Origin of the sequence: Parasutterella excrementihominis YIT 11859, from assembly GCF_000205025.1 — a bacterium.
Taxonomy (GTDB): Bacteria; Pseudomonadota; Gammaproteobacteria; order Burkholderiales; family Burkholderiaceae_F; genus Parasutterella; species Parasutterella excrementihominis.
Window position 1 is genome coordinate 46,635 of sequence record NZ_GL883760.1, and the last position, 22,993, is coordinate 69,627.

The window sequence follows — 22,993 nt, forward strand, 5'->3', positions numbered from 1 at the left end:
CCTTTTATTTGTAGTATTTCGGTGAGATGAGCTTCATCTCACCTTCAATTGCGCTGCGAACTTCTTCATTAAGTTCATGCGGTGTTTTTCCTTCCGGACTGATCGGATCGCCGAATACCACCTTAATTACGCCCGGATACAGCAAAAACGAATGCTTCGGCCAGCATTCGCCGGAATTCAAAGCAATCGGAACAATCGGAGCATTGGTAGCAATCGCTAAACGAACGCCGCCGGTTTTATATTTAACCGAAGCGCCGGGCGCGGTGCGCGTGCCTTCGGGAAAGAGCACCAAAGCCCAGCCATGAGCAAAGAACTCCGGAACTTCACGCTTCATGCGCTCAAAAGCAGTGCGTCCTTCAGATCTGTCCACACTGAACATTCCGAGCGAAGCCAAACCCCAGCCGAAGATCGGCAGACGATGCAGTTCGCGCTTGTAGATATAGCTCAAGCGTCTCGGCACCAAGGCAAAAAATGCGAGCGTTTCCCAGCCCGACTGATGCTTAGACAGCAAAATCACGGGACCGGTCGCCGGCACCTTATCCATGCCCGTAATTTCATAGCGAACACCGCAAATCGTGCGCATTAAGCCGATCACCATTCGGCACCATTTTTTTACGATGGCGTAACGGCCTTCTTTCGATGTAAACGGAATACAAACGAAAAGGACGATGCCGTAGCAGATGATGGTGATACAAAAGAGGAACCAAAAAATCAAGGCACGAAGCCAGAGCATAAGTTTCATAGGTATTGTTGGAAAAGGCCGCTCTGTGAGCGGCCTTCTGATCGGAAAGTTAAGAGGCTAAACACGAAAGTTTGGCGACTTGATTCATCGCTTTATGGAGCTCGTTGAGCAGCGTTAAGCGATTTCTTCTCAAGGCCTCATCTTCGGCGTTCACCATCACTTTGTCGAAGAACGCGTCCACCGGAGCTTTCAGCGGAGCCAGGCTGCGAAGTTCGTCTTCGTAGCGGCCGGCCTTATAGTCGGCTTCAAGTTTCGGTTCAAGCGTACGAATAGCTTCGTAAAGATCCTTCTCTTCTTTTTCTGTCAGGAGAGCCGGATCAACAGCATCTGCCAGCGGAAGTGTGTTCTTCTTGAGGATGTTCTCAATACGTTTGTTGGCAGCAGCCAGAGACTCGGCCTCCGGCAGGCTCATAAAGTCATGAACAGCCTTCAGGCGTTTCGGAACATCCGCAAGGATAGCAGGTTCGGAACCGATCACGGATTCCACTTCATGAGCGGTAAAGCCCTGATCCTTCTGCATGACGCGCAGACGATCATGGAAGAACTGTTTGAGCTCTTCTGTGGCATCTTTGACGCCGGGAACAACAGATTCTTCTTCCGTACCGATAGCGATCAGTTTGTCCAAAGAAAGCGGCAGTTCTTTTTCGATCAGCATGCGAAGAATGCCGAGGGCGTGTCTGCGCAGGGCGAACGGATCTTTTTCTCCGGTCGGCAGCTGTCCGATGCCGAAGAGTCCGGTCAGTGTCTCAATTTTGTCGGCCAAGGCAACAGCCAAGCTTTCAGGTGTGGACGGAAGCTCGTCACCGGCATAGCGCGGCTGGTAGTGCTCACGAATCGCAAGAGCGACTTTGTCGTCTTCTTTGTCGTGATGAGCGTAGTACTCACCCATGATGCCCTGCAGTTCGGGGAACTCTCCGACCATCAAAGTGCGTAGATCGGCTTTTGCCAGCTTAGCTGCGCGGCGGGCCAGTGCAGGATCGGCACCGATCTGCTCGGCGATGCGGGAAGCAATCTTCTGAACGCGTTCGCTTCTTTCAAGCTGAGTACCGAGCTTGTTGTGGTAGACCACATGAGCCAAGCCGGGGACGCGGGATTCCAGTGTCTGGAGACGGTCCTGATCATAGAAGAACTTCGCATCGGCCAAACGAGCGCGAACCACACGGGCGTTGCCGGAACGAATAGCTTCGCCGCCGTCCTTGGCTTCAATCTGAGAAACCAGAAGGAAGCGGTTCATAAGCTTCTTGTTCTTGTCTCTCAAGGCAAAGTATTTTTGATTCTGCTGCATTGTCAGAATCAGGCACTCGGCGGGAACCGTCAGGAATTCTTCGTCAAAGCCGGATTCGTAGACAACGGGCCATTCTGTCAGAGCGGCAACCTCATTGACGAGATCATCGGGCATGATGATTTCGGCATTAAGTTTTTCCGCAGCGGACTTAAGCTCGCCAACCATCTTGTTCTTTCTCTCTTCGAAAGAAGCGACGATCTTGCCTTCTTTTTCCATCTGTTCGGCATATTTTTCTGCCTCTTTGATGGAAATAGGCTCTTTAACGTGGAAGCGGTGTCCCATCGTTTCACGGCCGGCCTTCAGACCGAACAATTCAACGGGAACGATTTCTTTATCGAACAAAGCAACGAGGTGCTTGACCGGGCGGACGAATTCGACGGTCTTGCCGTTTTCGAGCTGATAGCTCATCACCTTAGGAATCGGCAGACGGCGAACGGCGTGATCCAAAGCGATCTGCAAACCGTCCTTCAGAGAGACGCCGGCCTTAGTACCTTCGTATACCAGCTGATCCTGCTTGCCGTCGTTCACGACTTTAAGCTCAGAAGGTTCGCACTCGATGCCGAGGGCCTTCATCTTCTTGCTCAGAGCCGGAGTAGCTTTGCCTTCAGCATCCAAACCGACTTTCACCGGTACCAGTTTCTGACGGAAAGGTTTGTCGGGTGCCACTTCGGAAACATCCGAAATGAGTGCGGCAATCCGGCGAGGAGAACCGTAAGCGGTTACCTGCGCGTTGGGAAGAGCCAAATCCTGCTCTTTCAGGCTGAAAGTCAGTTCTTTGGCAAACGCCTTGGATAAATTGTCCAGTGCCTTCGGCGGCAGCTCTTCTGTTTGAATTTCAATCAATAATGAAGCCATTTCTCTAACCTCTTTATTCTTTTTTCTGGCACATCGGGAAGCCGAGGCGTTCACGGGAGTCGTAGTAGCTTTGAGCAACGGCCCGGGAAATCTGACGAATACGGCCGATATAGGCGGCGCGTTCTGTCACACTGATGGCACCGCGTGCGTCGAGGAGGTTAAACGTATGTCCGGCTTTCAGAACCATTTCATAGGCCGGAAGAGCAAGGTTCAGGTCCATCAGGCGCTTGGCTTCACTCTCAAAGTAGTCGAACTGCTTGAGAAGTTTTTCAGGGTCGCTTGCCTCAAAGTTGTAGTGGCTCTGCTCGACTTCGTTTTGATGGAAGACGTCGCCGTAAGTGAGAATGTGTTCGCCAGAAGCGTCCTGCCACTTGGTGTAGACAAGGTCGAAAACATTGTCGCAGTTCTGAAGATACATTGTCAGACGTTCAAGACCGTATGTAATTTCTCCGGTAATCGGCTTGCATTCCAGGCCGCCGACCTGCTGGAAGTATGTGAACTGAGTCACTTCCATACCGTTCATCCAAACTTCCCAGCCTAAGCCCCAGGCTCCGAGCGTCGGGTTCTCCCAGTTGTCTTCGACGAAACGAATGTCGTTGACTTCGGTATCAATGCCCAGTTCTCTCAAGGAGCCGAGGTAACGGTCAACAATGTCCGTCGGAGCCGGTTTAAGAACCACCTGGAACTGGTGATGCTGATGAAGACGATTGGGATTTTCGCCGTAACGGGCGTCTTTCGGTCTTCTGGACGGCTGCACATACGCAGCTCTCCAAGGTTCAGGGCCTAAGGCTCTGAGAAATGTTGCGGTATGAGAGGTGCCGGCACCGACTTCGATGTCGATCGGCTGGAGCAAGGCGCAGCCCTGTCCGTTCCAATACTGCTGTAGACGCAGAATAACTTCCTGAAATGTGAGCATAATTTCGAACTTTTTCTTCTCAGCAATGCTGAATTGAGAATAATCTTTTTATTTTAGCGGGAGACGGTGTCTTTTTCTGAACAACAGGGCAAGGATTGCACTGATAAGAAGCAAAACCATGGCTCCGAGCCAAGGAAGCGCCCCGAATTTCACAAACGGCGTCGCCTCTCCCTGTGCCGCAGCCACTTTAACATCGAGCTTGCCCGGCTCCATAGCGGGCAGCTCTGCGGCGACTTCACCGCGGCTAGTCACGTAAGCCGTCATTCCGGTATTTGTCGCGCGAATGACCGGACGAGCAAATTCCATCGCGCGCATCCTCGAAATATTGAGATGCTGAGGCAGCGCATGCGTATCTCCGAACCAGCCGAGGTTGGAGAGATTCACCAGAAGATTCGGGGCTTTGCCGCCCTGCCACCACTCTCTGATTTCCGATGCAAAGAGATCTTCGTAGCACAAAAGCGGAGCGGCTGCTACGCCGTCAATCTCAAAAGCTTTTTGATCGGTCGTTCCCTTCAGCAGGTCTCCCATCGGAATCTGCAGCATGTCGATAAACCACCTGAAGCCGGTAGGAACATACTCTCCGAAGGGAACCAAGTGCTTTTTGGTGTAAGACTGAACAATCTTTTCATGCTCAACCAGAACGGCCGTGTTGCGGTATCCGTCTTCTCCGCGCAAAAAGCCGCCGAACATCAAAGCGGCGTTGCCATTGGTGACGTGCGTAAATTTCCTCCAGATTTCCGGTTTCAGCTGCTGAAGCGGTATCGGAAAAATAGTTTCGGGCAAAACGATCAGTCCGCTTTCCGGCACCGGTTTTTCATTCATCAGCCGGACGTAACGCTCGAAGCTCGTGAGGCTGCCCATCGGAGAGAATTTTTCGTCCTGAGCAATCCCGCCTTGAACTAAACGGACGGAAAGCGTTTTGTACGGTTCACTCCAGCGAATGTCGGTCAGAGCAAATGCAAGAGAAAAAACGACCAGAAGTCCGGCACAGGAAACGGCAATGCCTTTGAGATTTTTACGCTCCAGCAGGAGGAGCGCCGCACATCCGGAAATAAAGGCAGCCAAGAAATTTATACCGTCTGCGCCGCAGATCGGAGCAAATGCAGAGAGGGAGCCGTCGACATGGGCGTAGGACACCGCGCTCCAGGGAAAGCCTGAAAAAAGCACGCCTCTGAGCCACTCCGTCAGCCCCCATGCGGCCGGCGCAATAGCCAAAAGCATGAGACCGGCACTCGAGCCGCGCTTCATGGACCATGCACAGAGCGCGCCGACAGCCGCCGGATAAAGAGCTAGGTAACAAGAGAAAATGAAGACAACGAAGGCGGCAAAGACCGGCGGCTGGTAGCCGTAGTCATGAACGGACACGTATAGCCAGGCAAGAGAAGTGACAAACCAGCCGATGCCAAAGAAAAGACCGGCGAGGAATCCTGCCTTAGCGGTGCGGAGGCCCGCAAAAATAAAAAACAGGACGGCTAAAGCCGCCAGCTGCAGCCACTCATTTGCCGGCGCCAGAGAATACCCTTGCGCAATGCCGGCAAATAGGGCGATTAAGAACGGAAGGAACTTCTTCACGTTATTGAGCGGTTATTAGGCTTTCGCCGGTTGCTGCTCTGTCTGCTCCGGCTCCAGCTTCTCAACCGTGAGCATCTTGACCTGACGAGCCAATGCCTTCGTCACGACAAATCGGAAACCCTGCAGGACAACGGACTCTCCGACCTGAGGAACGTGTTCCAGTTCATCGCTCACGAGGCCGCCCACACTTTCAAAGCGGTCATCAGAGAAATGTGTTCCGAACACGCGGTTGAATTCGTTGATATGAGTACTTGCCTTGACACGCCAGCGAGATCCGCCGATTGCGACGATGTCGGAAGCATCGTTAACAACGTCATACTCGTCGTCAATCTCTCCGACAATCTCTTCCAAGACGTCTTCAATCGTAATCAGACCGGAAACCGAACCGAATTCATCAACCACTAAAGCCATGTGGTTGCGTTTGAGACGGAATTCTTTCAGAAGGACATCGGCCGGTTTGCTTTCAGGCACGAACACGGCCTGTCTTAAATGCTGACGAATCTCGTACTCAGGATTGATGAAAAGGCGCAGCAAGTCTTTTGCCAGAAGAATTCCAAGAACGTTGTCTTTATCTCCGTCAATGACGGGAAAACGCGAGTGACCCGCTGCGATGACTTGTTTGATCCAATCCTGAGAGTTCTCGGAAATGTCGATCACAATCATCTGTGTCCGAGGAACCATCAAATCCTCTGCACGCAGGCTATTGACGCGCATGACACCTTCGATCATGTGCATGCCGTCGTCTGTCAGAAGCTTTCTGTCGTGTGCAATATGAAGATCATCAAGGAGTTCTTTTTGAGTCTCAGGTGCGTCATCATGAAAAAATCGATCCGACAGCTTCTCAAAAAAATTCTTCTCTTTGGGTTCGTCAGTCTTGTTGTCCGCCATTTCTAAGTACAGATTTCTCTAAGTTGATTGACCTAAGCCAGCGGCTGAGGAGTGTAGTTTCGATCAGGATACGGAACATCAAAGCCCAGATCAACTAAAACATCAGTTTCCCTCTGTTCCATAACCTCGGCTTCTTCGTCGTCCATATGGTCATAGCCCTGCGCATGCAGCGTTCCGTGGACGAGAAGGTGGGCCATGTGCTCTTCCAAAGTTTTGTTTTGGTCTTTGGATTCTTTTTCAAGCACGGGCACACAGATTACCAGGTCGGCCTCCACGACAGGCTCTATCTGATAGTCAAATGTCAAAACGTTGGTGGCGTAATCCTTACTCCGATATGTTTTATTGAGCTCCCGGCCTTCTTCTTCCTCAACAAAACGAACAGTAATTTGGGCATCGTTTTCCAAGGCTCGGCTGATCCAGCGCTGAATTTTGCTTCTGGACGGAAGCTGAGGAAAATGTGCAAGATTTTGGACGGAAAGGCTCAAAACATGGGGTTTACGCATGTTGGTATTCTCTCTTCTCGGCTTTTTGGTAGGCCTCAACAATACGAGCAACAAGAGGATGCCGAACCACGTCGGCCGAAGTGAAATAAGTCATAGAGACTCCTCGAACATCTTGAAGAATGTGCGAGGCTTCGATCAGCCCGCTTCTCTGACCTCTCGGCAAGTCGATCTGGGAGGCGTCTCCCGTAATGACTGCTTTGGAGCCGAAGCCGATACGCGTCAGAAACATTTTCATCTGTTCCGGAGTTGTATTTTGGGCTTCGTCAAGAATAACAAAAGAAGCATTCAAAGTACGGCCGCGCATGTAGGCTAAAGGCGCAATTTCAATTTTCTGCTTTTCAAGCAGGCGCTGTGTCTTTTCCGTGCCCAGCAAATCGAACAAAGCGTCATAGAGCGGGCGCAGGTAAGGGTCAACCTTCTGACTCAAATCTCCGGGAAGAAAACCTAACTTTTCTCCCGCTTCAACCGCCGGACGGGTCAATACGATTCTTTCGACCTCGCCTTTTTCAAATGCACTGACAGCGGCCGCAACGGCTAAGTAGGTCTTGCCGGTGCCGGCCGGTCCGATACCGAAGGAAACGTCGTGGGAAAGGATGTTGCGAATATAAGTCCGCTGCATCGGCGTGCGTCCCTGAAGTCCCTTACGGTTGGTGCGAAGCTCGGGAACAGGCTCTTCTGCAGCCAGCTCTTCAGCAGGCGCATTTTGACCCACAAGATAGAGCTGAATATCTTCTGCCGTCAGCTCATCACTTTTGCGCTCAGCGATGGCAGCCAAGTCCGTCAAAGCTTGAATGGCTTTGCGGCAATTTGCCTGTGTTCCCTTAATTCCGAAAGACGCGCCGCGGCGGGAAATTTCCACGTTAAGGAAATTTTCCAGCTGGGCCAAATTCGAATCCAACGGTCCGACCAAACTGGACAGATCACTGTTGTTGATCTGAAGATCTAAGCTTAGAGATGTCTGATCGGATTTCGTTTTAGCTTCAGTCATTTAAACTAATTCCCCTCCCAGGGTGTGCGGATAAACCTCATTAATTTTGAGGTTAACCATCTGACCGATTAAGTTTTCGGGCCCATTAAAGGTAACGATACGATTGTTATCCGTACGGGCAGAGAGCTTCCCTTCGCCCTTCTTCGCTTCTCCGACAACCAGGCAGCGCTGTACGCTTCCGACCATGGACTGCGAAATTTCCTGGGCATGCTGCGTGTTCAGCGCCTGAAGTCTCTGAAGTCTTTCGAGCTTGACGGACTGAGGTGTGTCATCGGGCAGCTCAGCGGCAGGAGTACCGGGGCGCTTGGAGTACACGAAAGAGAAACTGGCATCAAACTTGATCTCTTTGATGAGATTCATTGTTTTTTCAAAATCTTCTTCCGTTTCGTTCGGGAATCCGACAATGAAGTCCGTTGCAATGCTGATGTCCGGACGAATCGCACGAAGCTTGCGAATGATGGACTTGTACTCAAGGATCGTATAACCGCGTTTCATGCCGGCCAAGACGCGGTCGCTCCCGGCTTGAACAGGCAGGTGGACGTGGTTGGCCAGAATCGGGATCTTGCGATAAGCCTCGATCAGACGATTTGTAAATTCTTTCGGGTGAGACGTTGTGTAGCGGATTCTCTCAATGCCGTCGATTTCTGCCACATATTCAAGCAGCAGGGCAAAGTCGACGATTTCGCCGTCAGGACCTTCTCCGCGATAAGCGTTAACGTTCTGTCCCAGCAAAGTGACTTCCTTTACGCCCTGAGCAGCAAGCTGCGCGATTTCAACGAGGACGTCTTCGACGGGACGAGAGAACTCTTCACCGCGTGTATAAGGCACGACACAGTAGGAGCAGTACTTGCTGCAGCCTTCCATAATGGAAACGAATGCTGTAGCTGCATCGGCATGCGGAGTCGGCAGACGGTCAAATTTTTCGATTTCCGGGAAACTGATATCGACCTGAGGACGATGCTCTTTTTCGTTCTTTTCCAAGAGTTCCGGAAGACGATGGAGGGTCTGCGGTCCGAAGACCACGTCGACGTAGGGAGCACGGCGAACGATGTTGCCGCCTTCCTGGCTGGCGACACAGCCGCCCACAGCAATCTTAAGATTCGGCTTTGTCTTTTTCAGTTCTCTGACTCGTCCGAGGTCGGAAAATACTTTTTCCTGAGCCTTTTCTCGAATAGAGCATGTATTAAAAACAACTAAATCGGCTTCGTTGATGTCGTCGGTTACCTCGTAACCGGCTGCTGCCTTAGCAATATCTGCGATCTTGCCGGAATCATATTCATTCATCTGGCAGCCAAAAGTCTTCAAGTAAATTTTTTTCGCGTTCACGGTTTATGTCCGGTGGCGGTTAATACAAACTTTCAAAAACTGAAAGTCACTCAAAAAGAACAATGCTCCCGCATAAGGGAGCGCATCTCCCGAAATTAAAGATTTCGCTTTTCTCCGGGAATACGGTAAATCGGTGCTTTCACACTGAATGTTTCACGATGACGCCCCAGCCGTCTTGCGGTCAGAGCGCCGCCCCAAAGGCAGGCGGTATCCAGCGGGAAAACATTAGGCACATCGGTCACGGGGCCGAGTGTGGACCAGTGTCCGAAGGCAACAGGCGTCTTTGCCGTTTTGCGGCCGGGAAACTTAAACCAGGGAATGTATTCAACAGGCGTATCGGCAGGAGACAGTTTCTGTTTGAAATCCATCGTACCGTCAGCGTTGAGATAACGAGTACGCGTCAGCACGTTGACCACAGCGCGCAAACGATCTTTGCCGCGAAGATCCGGGCTCCACTGCTGCTTGCCGAAGAGTTCTCCGATCTGGCTCAATCCTTTGTCGGAGCGGATAAATTTTTCGACTCTGGAAGCCTGCTTCAGTGTTTCTTCAACAGACCAGGACCAGTGGGTCGCCGCATGGACGCATAAAAAACCGTGATCAACCAGCGCCAAGGGTCGGTTTCTCAGCCATTGAATGATGTCCTCGCAATCCGGTGCGTTGAGAATTTCAGAAATCGTATCTTCCGGCGACATCGCTCTCTGACCGGCATAAACGGCTAAAAGATGGAGCTCGTGGTTCCCGAGCAGACACTCAGCGCGGTCTCCCATACGCATGACGGTACGGATGGTTTCAAGAGATTTCGGGCCGCGGTTGACGATATCGCCAATAAAAACCAAACGGCTTTTGTTCGGGATCTGTTGGAGAAGCTGTTCCAGGGTATCAAAACACCCGTGGACGTCGCCTATGGCATAGGTTTTCATAGCGGGCCTACCACATGAAAATGCCCGGAAGCTTTAGAGCTCCCGGGCGGAATCTTGGTGGCGAATCACGGACTCGAACCGCGGACACAAGGATTATGATTCCTCTGCTCTAACCGACTGAGCTAATTCGCCATCTGACGATCAAGTCATCAGGGAAGTTGAATATTACACAGCTATTTCAATCTGTGCAAGTTCATCAACCCATAAACAGGTGTAATAGTTTGTAAATCAATACCACTGAGCATAGAAATGATGCACAGGACCGTGGCCTTTTCCGATTTGAAGTTCATCTGCGTGAATGATCGCCTGCGTGATGTAACGCTTGGCTTCTCTGGCTGCCATCGGAATATCCGTAGAAGACGGAAGCAGAGTTGCCAGAGCAGAAGACAGCGCACAGCCGGTGCCGTGTGTGTTCTTTGTCATTGTTCTTTCGGCACGGTAGCGAATCATGTGGCGGCCGTCGTAAAGCAAGTCTTCAGAGTAATCCACGCCTTCCATATGACCGCCTTTGAGATAGACCCAGCCGTGACAGCCTTTGAGTTTCCAAAGGTCATTAGCAGCCGCTTCCATCTGCTCATCGTCCGTAATGTCGACAGATTCAAGCAGTCGAGCAGCCTCGGGCAAATTAGGCGTTATCACGGTAGCCAGCGGAAGAAGTTCGTCGCGCAGTGTGGCTACGGCATCGTCGGTAAGCAGCGCATCACCGCTCTTTGCGACCATAACTGGGTCCAGAACGATGTAGCGAGGATTCCAATAACGCAGGCGTTCGGCAACACCCTTAATGAGATTTGAGTCAAACAGCATTCCGATTTTGACAGAATCAATGCGGACGTCTTCGAAAAGAACATCAATCTGCTTTTTGACAAAGTCTGTCGGGATAGGAATCACGCCGAATACACCTTGCGTATTCTGCGCAGTTGCAGCGGTCACGACACCCGTTGCGTAGCCGCCTAACGAGCTAATCGTTTTGACGTCTGCCAGGAGACCGGCACCGCCCGAAGGGTCAACGCCGGCAATGGAAAGTACATTAGGATGCTTGATCTGCATTCGTATCACCTTTCAACAACATATCGATAACTTGGATTGTCCGCTCGGTGGCTCCGCGCTGTTCCTGCGCGAACTTCGCGGCTTTCTCCCCGATTTCGGCTCGTTTTGCCGGATCGCTCAGCACTTCGTCGGCAGTCCGCAGAGCTTCCGTAAAATCAGCCGCGCGAAGGAGCGCACCTTCAGACTCCGCTTTTTTCACAATAAAGTCAAAATTAAAGATACTCGGTCCTACGATCACCGGAAGTCCGATGGCGCAGGGCTCAATCACGCTTTGGCAGCCGTAATTTTCAAAACTGCCGCCCATGATGACGAGAGAGGAAAGCGCGTAGTAAAAGCCCATCTCACCCATGCTGTCGCCCAAGACGATCTGAGGGCCCTGCTTGGACAGCACGGTCTTCCAGTCTCGGATCTCAGAGCGCTTGATGTATGTGAAACCGCTCTTTTCAATGAGCTTGGCCACCTCCTCGAACCGCTGAGGATGACGGGGCACAATCAGAACCAATCGGTCTTCCAGGACGCCTGCTGTCTGAGCTTTCTTCAGCGCCTCCAGGAATTTCTGTTCTTCGCCTTCTCGGGAGCTGGCAAGGCAGATGATGTCGCGTTCGGCAAACTTCAGAATTTCACGCCCGGTCCTCAGCTGAATCGCGTTCGGCGTGAAATCGAATTTCAAATTGCCCAAGACCTTTACATCGTGAGCGCCTGCTGCTTTAAGACGCTCCGCGTCTTCTTCGTACTGTGCCAGCGCTATCGTCAGACGCCCGAATGCGTCCTTAATGAGTGAACCGGCTTTTTGTCCCTGCTTAAAGGATTTTTCAGAGAGGCGTCCGTTGACCAAGACCGTCGGGATTCCGAATTTCTTGGTGAAATAAGTAAGGTTCGGCCAGACTTCCGTTTCCATAAGGAGGCAAAGATCCGGCTGAGTGGCCTTTAAGAATTTTTTAACTGCTCTCGGAGTGTCGTAGGGCAGATAACACTGAGCGATCCGGTTGCCGAATTTCTGAGCAAATTTAGCACCCACCTCACGCCCCGTCGGCGTCATGTGCGTATAAAGAATTTCGGTGTTCGGCCAGCGTTTAAGAATCGACTCGACCAGAGAAAACGTGGCGCGGGTCTCTCCGACAGAAACTGCATGTATCCAAATTCGGGTTCTGCCTTTAGTGCGCGGCGGATAATGAGCCGTTCCGAATCGCTCGGACCAATGCTCCAGGTACTGCGGCTGCTTGCGCGAGCGCTTGTATAAATAGAGCATAGCCGCCGGCGCCGCGGCATAAAGCAAACCGCTGTAAATCGGACGTGGAAGAATCATTGAATTACCTTTTCAAAAGCGCTGAGCACTTCCTGCACTTGAGGACAGCATCCTACTCCGCCGAGAGCTTTCTTTTTGCCCTCGCCGACCAACGGGACCAATTCAATCGGGTAGTCACGGAAGATACCGACAGTGGGTCGTCCCATTGCGGCGGACAGATGCGTCATACCGGTATCCAAACCAATGACGGCATCGGACGAAGAAATCTTTTCCATGAGCTGTCCGATCGACATACGATCGGGAACCTCGGCTCCGGTGCCGAGTCTTGCTTGGATGCGCAAAACCCTGTCTCTTTCTTCCGGAGAACCCCATGGAAGGACGATCTTTTTACCGCGGCGTATGAGTTCGGCGCCCAGTTCAATCCATTTTTCTTCTGGCCAAAGCTTCGTCTCTCGACTGGTATTGCAAAAGAAGAAGACACAGCCTACAGACTCCGGAGAACCTTCAAACTTAAAGTTAAATTGAGGTTTTGTTGAACCGAAATCGTAGCCAAGACTTTTCGCTGCCAGTTCCCGACAGCGGTCCACTGCTGATTTCTGTCGATCGACCGAAGACTTAATGGAGTACAGAACCGTAGCTAAAGGCTCCTTACCCGAGCGCCAGTCGTAACCGGCAACCGGAGCATTTGTCCAGGAGGCCAACACTGCACTTTTAATCAGTCCTTGGAGATCAATGACTAAGTCGTAGTGTTTGCTGCGAAGCTTCTCACAAAGAGCCTTGATCTGACCTCTTGTAGATTTTTCAAAAATCCGCTTTTTCCATTTCCTTACCGAGCACTCAATGACCTCGGAAACGCCCGCGACATGTCTGGGAATGTCTGCAAAAGAATCCTCAACCAGCCAGTCGATTTCGGCATCGGAAATAAAACGCTTGATATCTTCGACGACGGGGACGGCATGAACGACGTCCCCCATCGAAGTCGTTTTAACGATCAGTACTCGCATTCGCTGCAAATCAGAACGGAAGTTTGGCGTCGGGTGCGACTTTCAAAATCTCTTCTTTAAAGCGATCCTGGATACGGGCCAAGGCTTCCGGAGTGTCTGCCTCAAAGCGAAGAACGACCACCGGTGTGGTATTAGAAGGACGAGCCAGCGCAAACCCGTCTTTCCATTCAACTCGGATGCCGTCGATCGTAATAATGTCCTGAGCGTCGTCGAACTTGGCATTTTCCTTCAGGCGTTCGACCAGTTTGACGTTCTCGCCCTCTTCGGTCGGAATCTGCAGTTCAGGCGTCGAAACCGCGTTCGGGAGCGCCTTAAGAGGAGCATTCGCATCTGCGCTGCGGGTCAAAATTTCCAGCAAGCGAGTAGAAGCATAAACACCGTCGTCAAAGCCGGGCCAGCGGTCATGGAAGAAAATGTGGCCGCTCATTTCGCCGGCAAAGTCAGCATTGACTTCTTTCATCTTCGCTTTGATCAGCGAGTGACCGGTGCGGGACATCACACAGACGCCGCCGCGGGACTCAACGTACGGACGAATGTTGCGTGTGCACTTAACATCGTGAACGATAACGGCACCGGGTTTATGAGCAAGGATATCGCCGGCAAACAGCATCGCCTGACGGTCCGGGAAAATAACTTCGCCGTCCTTGGTCACAACGCCCAAACGGTCTCCGTCGCCGTCATAGGCAATACCGATTTCGGCATCGCCTTCACGGAGCACCTTCTTTAAGTCTTCCAAATTTTCAAGTTTGGAAGGATCAGGATGGTGGTTCGGGAAATGTCCGTCAACATTGGTGAACAAGCCCTGAACTTCAACGCCGAGGCGAGTCAGGAGATCAACAGCCAAAGGACCTGCAATGCCGTTGCCCGCGTCGACAACCGCCTTAATCGGACGAGAAAGTTTGACGTCGGAAAGGATCTTTTCCATATAAGCGGGAACAACGTCGACCTGCTCATAGGGGCCTTCTTTTTCAGCAGTGCAGAGCTCGTTGTTAACGATCATTTCATAGATGTGCTGGATGGCCGGGCCGTAAAGCGTCTCATCGGCAAGCATCATCTTCAGACCGTTGTAGTCGGGAGGATTATGGCTTCCGGTAACCGCAACGCCGCTTCCTGTCTTGAGGTAGACCGTGCTGAAATAGAGCACCGGAGTCGGAACCGCACCGATGTCATAAACACCGACACCGGCTTTACGAATACCTTTCATTAAAGCTGCCTGCAGACGCGGACCGCTCAGGCGGCCGTCTCTGCCCACACAAATGTGGGAAACATTTTTCTTTTGGGCCAGCGTGCCCAGTGCCATGCCGACTTTTTCGCAGACCTCTTCGGTCAGCGTTTTATCAACTATTCCGCGAATGTCATACGCCTTAAAAATAGAACGGGAAATCGTTTCAGCCATCGTTTTCATCCAAAGAAAGAATAGTTACCGATTTTAACGGCTTTAGCGTCCGATGAACTACCGCAAAATGATGGCGGTAAAATTTGGAGAACATTCAATTTGATCTGTCGTAAATGAACATTCTCAAACCCTCCATGGAGGCTATTCGCAACGCCTCTGTTCTTGTTGTCGGGGATGCGATGCTGGATCGATACTGGTTCGGCGATGCTTCTCGCATTTCTCCTGAAGCCCCCGTCCCCGTCGTGAAAGTAACTCGCACAGAAGACCGTCTCGGAGGTGCAGCCAACGTAGCTCGCAACTCCGCCAGCTTAGAAGCCCGTACTTCTTTGCTTGCAATCATCGGCGATGACGAAGCAGGCACCAAAATCATGGACCTCCTCGAGGCCTCAAAAGTTCGTCCGTGCCTCTACCGCGCGGAAAATTTCACTACGACACTCAAACTTCGCATTCTTGCGCGCAACCAGCAGATGCTGAGAACTGATTTTGAATCCTCTATCGCAGGAACAGTCCTTGATCAGCATTCTCACCGCTTTACCTCTCTGCTGCCGGACCATGACGTCGTCATTCTCTCGGATTACGGCAAAGGCGGTTTGGACCGCATTGAAAATATGATTCAGGAGGGACGCACTTTCGGCCGTCCGATTCTGATCGATCCGAAGGGAGACGATTACTCCCGTTATAAAGACGCCACGGTGATCACGCCTAACCGCAACGAATTAGCTCAAGTTGTCGGCAAATGGAACAGTGAAGCCGACCTCTTTAACCGTGCGCAAAACCTGAGAAAAGAATTAAATCTGGAAAAAATCCTTCTGACACGCAGTGAAGAGGGTATGACCTTATTTGATGACGACGGGGCTTGGACCGTACCCGCGCATGCCCGTGAAGTCTACGATGTGTCCGGCGCCGGCGATACGGTCATTTCCGTACTCGGCGTCATGCTCTCGGCCGGATGCGACTGGCATACCGCCGTCTACATCGCAAACCAGGCCGGCGGCATCGTTGTCGGCAAACTAGGGACTGCGACCGTTACCCCGGAAGAACTCTTTAATACACTTTAACTTGAGGAACTTGGAATGAGCTTTATTGTTACCGGTGCTGCCGGCTTTATCGGCGCAAATATCGTCAAAGGTCTCAACAACAGAGGCTGCAATGATGTCATTGCAGTCGACAACCTCACTCAGGCAGACAAGTTTGTCAATCTTGCCGACCATCACATCATTGATTATTTCGATAAGGTCGACTTCATTGAAAAAGTTAAAGCCCGCAAGATCGCAAAGCCCGAAGCCATTTTCCACGAAGGCGCCTGCTCCGACACCATGGAGCACAACGGCCACTACATGATGGAAAATAACTACCGTTATACGCTCGAGCTTTTCCGCTGGTGCCAGGAAGAAAAGATCCCCTTCATCTATGCTTCCTCCGCCGCAACCTACGGCGCATCCAATGTCTTTAAAGAAGACATCCGTTACGAAAAACCCCTGAACGTGTACGGCTACTCCAAATATCTGTTCGATCAGGTTCTGCGTAAAGAAATGCAGAAAGGCCTTACGGCACCGGTCGCCGGCCTCCGCTACTTCAACGTTTACGGTCCGCACGAACAGCATAAGGGCCGCATGGCTTCCGTGGCATACCATCAGTTCCACCAGTTCCGTAAAGACGGAAAAGTCAAACTTTTCGAAGGCTGCTTAGGCTATACAAACGGTGCCCAGATGCGTGACTTCGTTTACGTGGACGATGTCGTCGATGTGAACTTCTTCTGTCTGGATAAATCCGTTTCCGGCATCTACAACTGCGGTACCGGTAAGGCTCAGCAGTTCAATGACGTTGCACTGACGGTCGTTAACACCTTGCGTGAACAGGAAGGCAAAGCCGCCTTGTCCCTTGCCGAAGCCGTGAATCAGGGCTTCATTGAATACATTCCGTTCCCGGAGGCATTGGTCGGCAAATATCAGGCCTACACCCAGGCAGACCTCACCGAGCTCAGAAAAGCCGGATGTGAAGTCAAATTTAAGAGCGTTCAAGAAGGCACTCGTCTGTACATGCTCGAACTTCTGAAAAAATTCGCATGAGATTTTGCTTCACCTTCAGGCCTCGATTCAGCAGCGCGGTAAAAGCCGCGTTTCTGGACCGGGACGGCGTTATTAACGTGGACTATGCCTATGTCCACAGCCGGGAAAATTTTCATTTCATTCCCGGCGCACTTGAGGGTGCCGCCGAACTCGTCCGAAAAGGCCATCAGCTAATCATCGTGACAAACCAAAGCGGCATCGGGCGCGGCAAGTACAGTATTGATCAATTTAGAGAGCTCACCTTTTGGCTGGCCGGCGTTTTCGCCCGCAACCATGCTCCGCTCTCGGCTGTATATTTCTGCCCGCATCATCCGACCCACGCTTTTGCACCGTATCTCAAAGACTGCGACTGCCGGAAACCTAATCCCGGAATGCTGCTTCAGGCGGCACGGGATCTCAATATCGACCTGACGCAAAGCGTTCTCATCGGAGATAAAACTTCCGACATACAAGCCGCAAAAGCCGCCGGTCTTTCCAAGGCTGTTTTAGTGCAGTCCGACGGCACAAAACCTTGGACAGAATGCGCCGTTCCTCACTTGCAGACTAAAGACCTTCTCGCAGCCGCCAAACTACTATGAGTCAGCATCTTCCTCCTCCCCCTTTCGAGAAAAAGATTGTTTCCTTCGAAAAGCTCGAAGAATTCGTAAGAAAGCTCCCGCATCCGGTCGTCCTGACCAACGGTGTCTTTGACATCCTGCATCGCGGTCATGTGACTTACCTGGCACAGGCCGCTTCTCTGGGTGCTAGCTTGGTTGTCGCAGTCAACAGCGACGAATCCGTGCGAATGCTCGGCAAAGGACCCGACCGCCCGATTAATTCGGAAAACGACAGAGCCGCTGTCCTTGCTGCTTTGGAAAGTACTGCCTGCGTCGTGATTTTTAAAGACAAGGTTCCGCTGGAAGTCGTAAAAAAAGTCCGCCCCGACATTTACGTCAAGGGCGGAGATTATGAGATCTCTCAGCTTCCTGAAGCCGAGATCGTTCATTCTTACGGCGGAAAGGTTGTGACGGTCGCCTTTGATTACGACCGCAGCACAACCAAACTCCTAAATAAGGTCAGATCTAAATAATTCTGTAGCCTTCTTTGCGAGCGTAGTGAACGGTTGCATTCAGGAAGCCCTGTTTAGAACCGCAGTCAAAGCGCTCGCCGTCGTACTTGCAGGCAACAGTTTTGCCCTTCGGAATTTCGCGTGCGATCGCGTCCGTCAGTTGGATTTCTCCGCCGGCGCCGCGGTCAATCTTGCGCAGACTGTCGAAAATTTCGGGTTCAAGAACATAGCGTCCGATCACGGCCATCGTCGAAGGAGCAACCTGAGGATCCGGTTTTTCAACAATGGAGCGGATCGTCGGGCACTTCTCGTGCTCACCGTTGACTTCAACAATACCGTACTGCTTTGTCAGTTCACGAGGAACGGTTTGTACAGCCAGTACGTTGCCGCCGTTATTCTCTTCACGAGCCTTGATCAGCTGTGCAATCGCAGGCTGTTTAGCATCGATCAAGTCGTCAGCCAGCAAAACGGCAAACGGCTCTTCTCCGACGACCGGCTGGGCGCACAGGACTGCGTGGCCCAGTCCAAGCGGTTCAGGCTGACGGATAAAAATGAAATTAATTCCGGGGGGCACAACTGCTTTCAAAGTCGCCAAAAGAGCATTTTTGTTTTTGCTCTTTAAGTCGCGCTCAAGCTCGGGCGCGCTGTCAAAGTGGTCTTCAATGGCGCGTTTATGACGGCCCGTGATGAAGATCATGTCCGTAATACCGGCGGCGGCGGCTTCTTCCACTGCGTACTGGATCAAAGGTTTGTCCACCACAGGAAGCATCTCTTTCGGCATCGCTTTCGTTGCGGGAAGGAAACGAGTGCCGAGACCGGCAACCGGGAATACTGCTTTTCTAACAGGTTTCATTTTCGTCATATAGGTACACAAAACACTACTGCGATAAGTTTAATCGTCTTCGCAAAAAATTCGAACCTTAGCCGTTTGCGATCGCTTTGGCCAAAGCCTCAGCCGCATTCGCATCGTTGGCTATATATTCGTCGCCCCAGATTTCTTGGAGCTTAGCTCTCATGCTCTCCTCACAAATCTTTGCTACTTCGTGGCGCGTGAGATCTTTTGTATTGGTAATCGGTTCCAGAAAGTGAACAACTACTTCGGCGTCTTCCATTGTGACTACATTCCATAAAGAGCCGAACAAAGTGACGTCTCCGGCAAAAGCGGCCCGCTTGGTCGGTTTCCCTTTATTTTTGTAGGAAAGGATCACGGGCTGAACCGTTGCACCGATTTCACAGGCAGGCGCAATAAAGTTGGCTTTAATCGGCAGAAGCTCATTGCCGAAGGTCGTCGTTCCTTCGGCAAAAATCGTCACAGCTTCGCAGTTGCAAAGTGCGCCGCGAATGTCATCGTTGATTCGCAAAATGGCGCGTTTGCTCGAACGATTGATGAAAAGCGTTCCGATCTGCTGAGCAATCAAACCGAAAACCGGCCATTTCGCAATTTCAGCTTTCGCAATAAAGCGACTCGGCAGCTGAGAGTCCAAAGAAAAGATATCGAGCCAGGAAATATGATTGCTTAAGACCATGTAGGCCGGGGGCGTGTCGGTCAGCCCGCATTCATGCAGCAGTTCAGGCACGTTGCCCTCATAGCTACAGCGCACACCGGCAAGCTTCAGTACCTGCGTCGGATAGTAGCGAAGCATTCTGCCTTTTTCTTTGCGGTCTACGCGTTTAAACCGCGTGTACGCCTGAAAAAGACAAACAAAGGTATAACAAATGACTCGGCTGAACCGCCAAATGCCTTTAATGGTTTTCATTGTTTTCTCCGGGAACCTTGTTCAGCCATTGGTCAAGAATAATTGCGGCGGCCTCATCATCGATGGGCTCGTCATCGTCGGCGTCATGGTAGCTTTCCGCCTCTACCGAGCTGTAGCGCTCGTCTTCCCGGACCACGGGAATACCGTACCTGCCTTCAACTTGATTGGCGAAACGCTCGCAGATCGGCGTCATATCGTTCGGTTTACCGTCTTTATGGCGAGGGACGCCCACCACAACGGCTGCAGGCTGCCAATCTGAGAGCACCTGTGTAATTTCCGCCCATTTTTGATCATTCTTTTTCCAATGAATGATTCTCAGAGGGCGTGCGGATTTGGTCAGTAAATTTCCGACGGCTACGCCGATTCTTTTCAGACCATAATCAAAAGCAATGACAATCGAGTCTTCCGAAAGTCTTTCCAGTGCAGATTGCTGAGACATCTTATTTAGGTAACGAAAAAGGGACCGATAAATTGTCTAAAAGCGCCCCTGAAAAACCCTATTTTAATTCGCAAAAACCTTTTTCTTTTCCTTTCTAAAAGCGAAAAGCCTTAATTAGGCTCCTTGTCGCCTAAAATTCGTTCATATACGTGAGGAGAAAAAATAATGGTTGAGTTCAGTGCGACGCTCTCAGACGCTCTCGCGCCAGTAACACTCATTTCCGGTGTGGGGTTGCTGCTGGTGTCCATGTCTGCGCGCTATTGCCATGCCACAAGCCGCATCCGTCAGCTTCTGGCTGAACGAAAAGAGGAATCCGAAGATTTCCACGAAGAAATCGACCAGTCTATCGACCTTATTTACAAGCGTGCCAGCCTGCTGAAAACCGGCATCCTGACACTGATGATCTCGGCCGCTTTCAGCAGTCTTCAGGTTTTGGTAATCGTAATCGAACGCCTCTTCAGCCTGGACTTATCCCTGATGAAATCAACGATGCTGCTGGCCTCCGTGATCTTTATCGTGATCTCGAGCTGCATCTACGTCAGTGAAGTTCAGGTTTCCGTGAAAGCGCTCGGCCTGACCGTCCATCACCACAACAGACCGCAATAGGAGACTGAGCATGATTTCTTATGCGGTAACCCTTTCCGATGCGTTGACCCCGATCACTCTGATTTCCGGTGTCGGCCTGCTGTTGCTTGCCATGACAGCCCGCTACAACTACACCACTGACCGAGTACGCGCCCTGCTTAAAGAGCGCCGCCAAAAAGCTCCGGCAGTTGATCCGGTTCTTGAGAAGGCTATCCGGCTCACCTATGAACGCAGCCACCTGTTAAAGAATGCGATTCTGGCTGTGACCACTTCAGCGGCCTTCTCCGGCATTCTCGTTTTGGTGACGATTCTCGAGCATCTTTCGGGCCTCAACTTGGAGGTCTGGAAATCCACCATGCTGCTCACCGCCGTTGTATTCATTGTGGTCTCCACCATTTTCTTTGTGCTGGAAATCCAAATCTCTCTGAAGACCATCCATACCTCCATCCGCATCGCGAGAGGCTCATAGTGGTGCAGCTCCGCTGAATATTTCCTCCAAAAAGGCGATGATGGAATCATCGTCATTGGAGGAAAATATGACACAAAATAACGCAAACAATCGTGTGGTAAATGAACTGCTGAAGCCTCTTAAGAAGCGCAGCGGTGCAATGATCGGCTGGGGTATCTTCTGTATCGTCCTCGGCACGATCGGATTATTTGCCCCGATCGCATTCTCGGTTGGCGTCACGATATTTATCGGCGCAATGCTTTTGGTTTCCGGTGCCACCGGCTTAGCCCTCTTCTGGAAAGCAGAAGGCTGGGGTGCAAGAACCGCCGCTATTATCCTTGCCCTTCTGACCGCTTTAACCGGTCTGCTTCTGATGTTCTATCCGATTGCCGGAACTGAAACACTCACGCTCTTCCTGGCCTCTTATTTCATCGCCATCGGTTTGGTTAAGTGCTGGGCAGCCTTATCTAACACGGATGCAAAAGGCTGGGGTCTGATGCTCTTCTCCGCTATCGTTTCCTTACTGTTAGGCGGCTGCCTGTGGTGGGGATGGCCTCAGAGTGCCACTTGGATCTTCGGCATCTTCGTTGCAATCGAACTGATCTTCGACGGATGGACCGCACTTATGTTCGGACTTGAAGTCAGAGCTCTTCCGGACGACGACAACGACAACAAGTGACTTGTAGCATCCAGAATTTCAAAATCCCGCGTTACGGTTTCGCAGAGCGGGATTTTTATTTTTCGGATTTAGTACACCCGACAGCTCGCCGGATGCCCTTTCAGACCTCAGATCACTCTTTCAGGTCTTTTTCCGATTCTTTCTGAACATCAGCCGTTAACTGATCAAGCATGTGATCGGAGAATTTCTCGAGACGATCGATCTGATCTGCGCTGTCGAGCTTAAGAAGGTCATCCAAAGAAGCTTCCTGAACCGGATAGCTGTACTGCACACGGATGCCCTGAATAGTGTCATCGAGGGTGAAGGAGTTCAGGCGTTCAGACAAACCCTGCGGCAGAATAACCGGCAGTGTTTCTCTTCTCATCGGAGCTTCGTAAGCCGGCAGAATCGGCATCGGAGTTTCCGACAAGTCTTTGAGCATTTCGAAAATATGAGCGAACGGCACGGAGATGTTCAGCATCATCACGTCGCGTTCCAAGTGAATGTATTCTTTACCCTCGATTGTCTCCGAGGACGGAACTCCGGAGGGAATAAGACCGGTTTCCCCGATGGACTGAGTCATGCACAGCGCAATGTCGGAGGTCCAGTCCGGAGCTTTGCCGATCTCGTAATAAACGTCCTGTTCCATGAGGTTGGCAATGGCATAGAACCCATAAGAAGGATTTTTCTCGGCAATGCTCTTTAAGATGGACTGAGCATGACGAAGGTTCTTAATCATGACCGGGAAACTGATGACGCGGAAAATGCCGTCTGGAGCGGCAAAATAAGTCGGCAGTCTCTTATCGCCCACAAGCCAAGTCAGATGGTACATCTCTTCGGCTTTTTTCTTTGCCAGCTGATCCCACATGGATGGGAGGCCGTTTTCGTAAAGCATGGCAAAGACTTGAATCAGCGGCGTGGTATCGGGCTGTTCCGTTGCGCTGCCCTCTTCGCCTTCCCAAACCTGAGTGGCCGTATAGCGGTGAGTGTTAGCGCCCCAATTCAGCGTAATTTTGGCCTTTTGCTGAGCGTCAGACCATTCCGCTCTCCAGCCCTCAGGAGTCAAAAGGAAAGTACCTTCGTTCAGCGGACCGAAAACTAAATACGGAGGAAGATCCGCCGGAGATTTGACGGCTTCGGGTTTGAAGGCGCCCCAATTAAAAGCGTTCTTTGACGGAGAAGGTGCATTGACTAATGCAATCTGAAAAAGCTCGCCTAAATTCTTGTCGTCAAAAGGCCCCGGAGAAGCCTGTTTTTCTGTCTTGTCTGTCATATGCAAAATCCTTCCGTTTCAATTCATT

General features: G+C 51.4%; 24 protein-coding genes and 1 tRNA gene. 7 read left to right on the forward strand and 18 right to left on the reverse strand.

Translation table 11 applies throughout. From position 1 onward, the window contains the following. Positions 1-4: 4 nt before the first annotated feature. The 14 genes from HMPREF9439_RS11615 to HMPREF9439_RS11680 form a co-directional block, all read right to left on the reverse strand. Positions 5-742, reverse strand: a complete 738-nt coding sequence (locus HMPREF9439_RS11615) for a lysophospholipid acyltransferase family protein (protein ID WP_008864997.1) — start codon at positions 740-742, stop codon at positions 5-7. Positions 743-791: 49 nt separating this feature from the next. Next, positions 792-2,882, reverse strand: a complete 2,091-nt coding sequence (gene glyS, locus HMPREF9439_RS11620) for a glycine--tRNA ligase subunit beta (RefSeq protein WP_008864998.1) — start codon at positions 2,880-2,882, stop codon at positions 792-794. Between the two features lie 13 nt (positions 2,883-2,895). After that, the gene (gene glyQ / locus HMPREF9439_RS11625) at positions 2,896-3,798 is read right to left on the reverse strand and encodes a glycine--tRNA ligase subunit alpha (protein WP_008864999.1); all 903 of its coding nucleotides are present in this window, start codon (positions 3,796-3,798) and stop codon (positions 2,896-2,898) included. Positions 3,799-3,846: 48 nt separating this feature from the next. Next, positions 3,847-5,370, reverse strand: coding sequence for an apolipoprotein N-acyltransferase (lnt, locus tag HMPREF9439_RS11630; RefSeq protein ID WP_008810174.1), 1,524 nt, complete (start codon positions 5,368-5,370; stop codon positions 3,847-3,849). A gap of 15 nt (positions 5,371-5,385) precedes the next feature. Next, complete coding sequence (locus tag HMPREF9439_RS11635) at positions 5,386-6,258, reverse strand: CorC family transporter (RefSeq protein ID WP_008865000.1); 873 nt, start codon at positions 6,256-6,258, stop codon at positions 5,386-5,388. 32 nt (positions 6,259-6,290) lie between these two features. Beyond that, positions 6,291-6,761: an rRNA maturation RNase YbeY gene (gene ybeY, locus HMPREF9439_RS11640; protein WP_008865001.1), complete on the reverse strand. Its 471-nt coding sequence runs from the start codon at positions 6,759-6,761 to the stop codon at positions 6,291-6,293. Beyond that, entirely contained in the window at positions 6,754-7,749 is a 996-nt protein-coding gene (locus HMPREF9439_RS11645; protein WP_008865002.1) for a PhoH family protein, read from the reverse strand. Before HMPREF9439_RS11645 ends, ybeY begins: the two co-directional genes overlap by 8 nt. Continuing rightward, positions 7,750-9,075, reverse strand: coding sequence for a tRNA (N6-isopentenyl adenosine(37)-C2)-methylthiotransferase MiaB (gene miaB, locus HMPREF9439_RS11650; protein ID WP_008865003.1), 1,326 nt, complete (start codon positions 9,073-9,075; stop codon positions 7,750-7,752). A 95-nt stretch (positions 9,076-9,170) separates the two neighbouring features. After that, on the reverse strand, positions 9,171-9,995 hold the full coding sequence (locus HMPREF9439_RS11655; RefSeq protein WP_008810179.1) for a symmetrical bis(5'-nucleosyl)-tetraphosphatase: 825 nt from the start codon (positions 9,993-9,995) through the stop codon (positions 9,171-9,173). 55 nt (positions 9,996-10,050) lie between these two features. Continuing rightward, positions 10,051-10,127: transfer RNA gene (locus HMPREF9439_RS11660), tRNA-Met, on the reverse strand. 96 nt (positions 10,128-10,223) lie between these two features. Beyond that, positions 10,224-11,042: a bifunctional hydroxymethylpyrimidine kinase/phosphomethylpyrimidine kinase gene (gene thiD / locus HMPREF9439_RS11665; protein WP_008865004.1), complete on the reverse strand. Its 819-nt coding sequence runs from the start codon at positions 11,040-11,042 to the stop codon at positions 10,224-10,226. Continuing rightward, positions 11,023-12,348 (reverse strand): 3-deoxy-D-manno-octulosonic acid transferase, encoded by a 1,326-nt coding sequence (locus tag HMPREF9439_RS11670; protein ID WP_008865005.1) that lies wholly within the window; start codon positions 12,346-12,348, stop codon positions 11,023-11,025. The genes thiD and HMPREF9439_RS11670 overlap by 20 nt, the downstream gene beginning before the upstream one ends. Beyond that, a complete protein-coding gene (gene waaC, locus HMPREF9439_RS11675) occupies positions 12,345-13,292 on the reverse strand; it encodes a lipopolysaccharide heptosyltransferase I (protein ID WP_008865006.1) in 948 nt (315 codons plus the stop codon). The genes HMPREF9439_RS11670 and waaC overlap by 4 nt, the downstream gene beginning before the upstream one ends. Before the next feature lie 10 nt (positions 13,293-13,302). Next, positions 13,303-14,697, reverse strand: coding sequence for a phosphomannomutase/phosphoglucomutase (locus HMPREF9439_RS11680; protein ID WP_008810183.1), 1,395 nt, complete (start codon positions 14,695-14,697; stop codon positions 13,303-13,305). Between the two features lie 104 nt (positions 14,698-14,801). On the opposite strand from HMPREF9439_RS11680, the gene rfaE1 reads away from it, so the two are divergent. The 4 genes from rfaE1 to rfaE2 are packed head-to-tail and all read left to right on the forward strand — an operon-like array spanning position 14,802 to position 17,826. After that, positions 14,802-15,746: a D-glycero-beta-D-manno-heptose-7-phosphate kinase gene (rfaE1, locus tag HMPREF9439_RS11685; RefSeq protein ID WP_008865007.1), complete on the forward strand. Its 945-nt coding sequence runs from the start codon at positions 14,802-14,804 to the stop codon at positions 15,744-15,746. A 15-nt stretch (positions 15,747-15,761) separates the two neighbouring features. Continuing rightward, the gene (rfaD, locus tag HMPREF9439_RS11690) at positions 15,762-16,757 is read left to right on the forward strand and encodes an ADP-glyceromanno-heptose 6-epimerase (protein ID WP_008810185.1); all 996 of its coding nucleotides are present in this window, start codon (positions 15,762-15,764) and stop codon (positions 16,755-16,757) included. Further along, positions 16,754-17,335, forward strand: coding sequence for a D-glycero-beta-D-manno-heptose 1,7-bisphosphate 7-phosphatase (gene gmhB, locus HMPREF9439_RS11695; RefSeq protein ID WP_008810186.1), 582 nt, complete (start codon positions 16,754-16,756; stop codon positions 17,333-17,335). The genes rfaD and gmhB overlap by 4 nt, the downstream gene beginning before the upstream one ends. Next, the gene (rfaE2, locus tag HMPREF9439_RS11700) at positions 17,332-17,826 is read left to right on the forward strand and encodes a D-glycero-beta-D-manno-heptose 1-phosphate adenylyltransferase (RefSeq protein ID WP_008810187.1); all 495 of its coding nucleotides are present in this window, start codon (positions 17,332-17,334) and stop codon (positions 17,824-17,826) included. The genes gmhB and rfaE2 overlap by 4 nt, the downstream gene beginning before the upstream one ends. Here the strand turns inward: rfaE2 and galU are convergent. The 3 genes from galU to ruvX all read right to left on the reverse strand — a co-directional run bounded on the left by galU (position 17,819) and on the right by ruvX (position 20,001). Continuing rightward, positions 17,819-18,658: a UTP--glucose-1-phosphate uridylyltransferase GalU gene (galU, locus tag HMPREF9439_RS11705; RefSeq protein ID WP_008810188.1), complete on the reverse strand. Its 840-nt coding sequence runs from the start codon at positions 18,656-18,658 to the stop codon at positions 17,819-17,821. The two genes, rfaE2 and galU, sit on opposite strands and share 8 nt — an antisense overlap. A 67-nt stretch (positions 18,659-18,725) precedes the next feature. Then, entirely contained in the window at positions 18,726-19,562 is an 837-nt protein-coding gene (locus tag HMPREF9439_RS11710; RefSeq protein WP_008810189.1) for a lysophospholipid acyltransferase family protein, read from the reverse strand. After that, positions 19,549-20,001, reverse strand: a complete 453-nt coding sequence (ruvX, locus tag HMPREF9439_RS11715; RefSeq protein ID WP_008865009.1) for a Holliday junction resolvase RuvX — start codon at positions 19,999-20,001, stop codon at positions 19,549-19,551. Before ruvX ends, HMPREF9439_RS11710 begins: the two co-directional genes overlap by 14 nt. 165 nt (positions 20,002-20,166) lie before the next feature. Here ruvX and HMPREF9439_RS11720 point away from each other — a divergent pair, with 165 nt between their 5' ends. From HMPREF9439_RS11720 to HMPREF9439_RS11730, 3 genes are all read left to right on the forward strand, one after another. Next, positions 20,167-20,607, forward strand: coding sequence for a DUF2721 domain-containing protein (locus tag HMPREF9439_RS11720; RefSeq protein ID WP_008810191.1), 441 nt, complete (start codon positions 20,167-20,169; stop codon positions 20,605-20,607). Positions 20,608-20,617: 10 nt separating this feature from the next. After that, on the forward strand, positions 20,618-21,055 hold the full coding sequence (locus tag HMPREF9439_RS11725) for a DUF2721 domain-containing protein (RefSeq protein ID WP_008810192.1): 438 nt from the start codon (positions 20,618-20,620) through the stop codon (positions 21,053-21,055). 67 nt (positions 21,056-21,122) lie between these two features. After that, a complete protein-coding gene (locus HMPREF9439_RS11730; protein WP_021868176.1) occupies positions 21,123-21,713 on the forward strand; it encodes an HdeD family acid-resistance protein in 591 nt (196 codons plus the stop codon). A 112-nt stretch (positions 21,714-21,825) separates the two neighbouring features. Here HMPREF9439_RS11730 and HMPREF9439_RS11735 read toward each other — a convergent pair whose 3' ends face one another. Next, positions 21,826-22,965 (reverse strand): hypothetical protein, encoded by a 1,140-nt coding sequence (locus HMPREF9439_RS11735; protein ID WP_008865011.1) that lies wholly within the window; start codon positions 22,963-22,965, stop codon positions 21,826-21,828. Between the last annotated feature and the right edge of the window lie 28 nt (positions 22,966-22,993).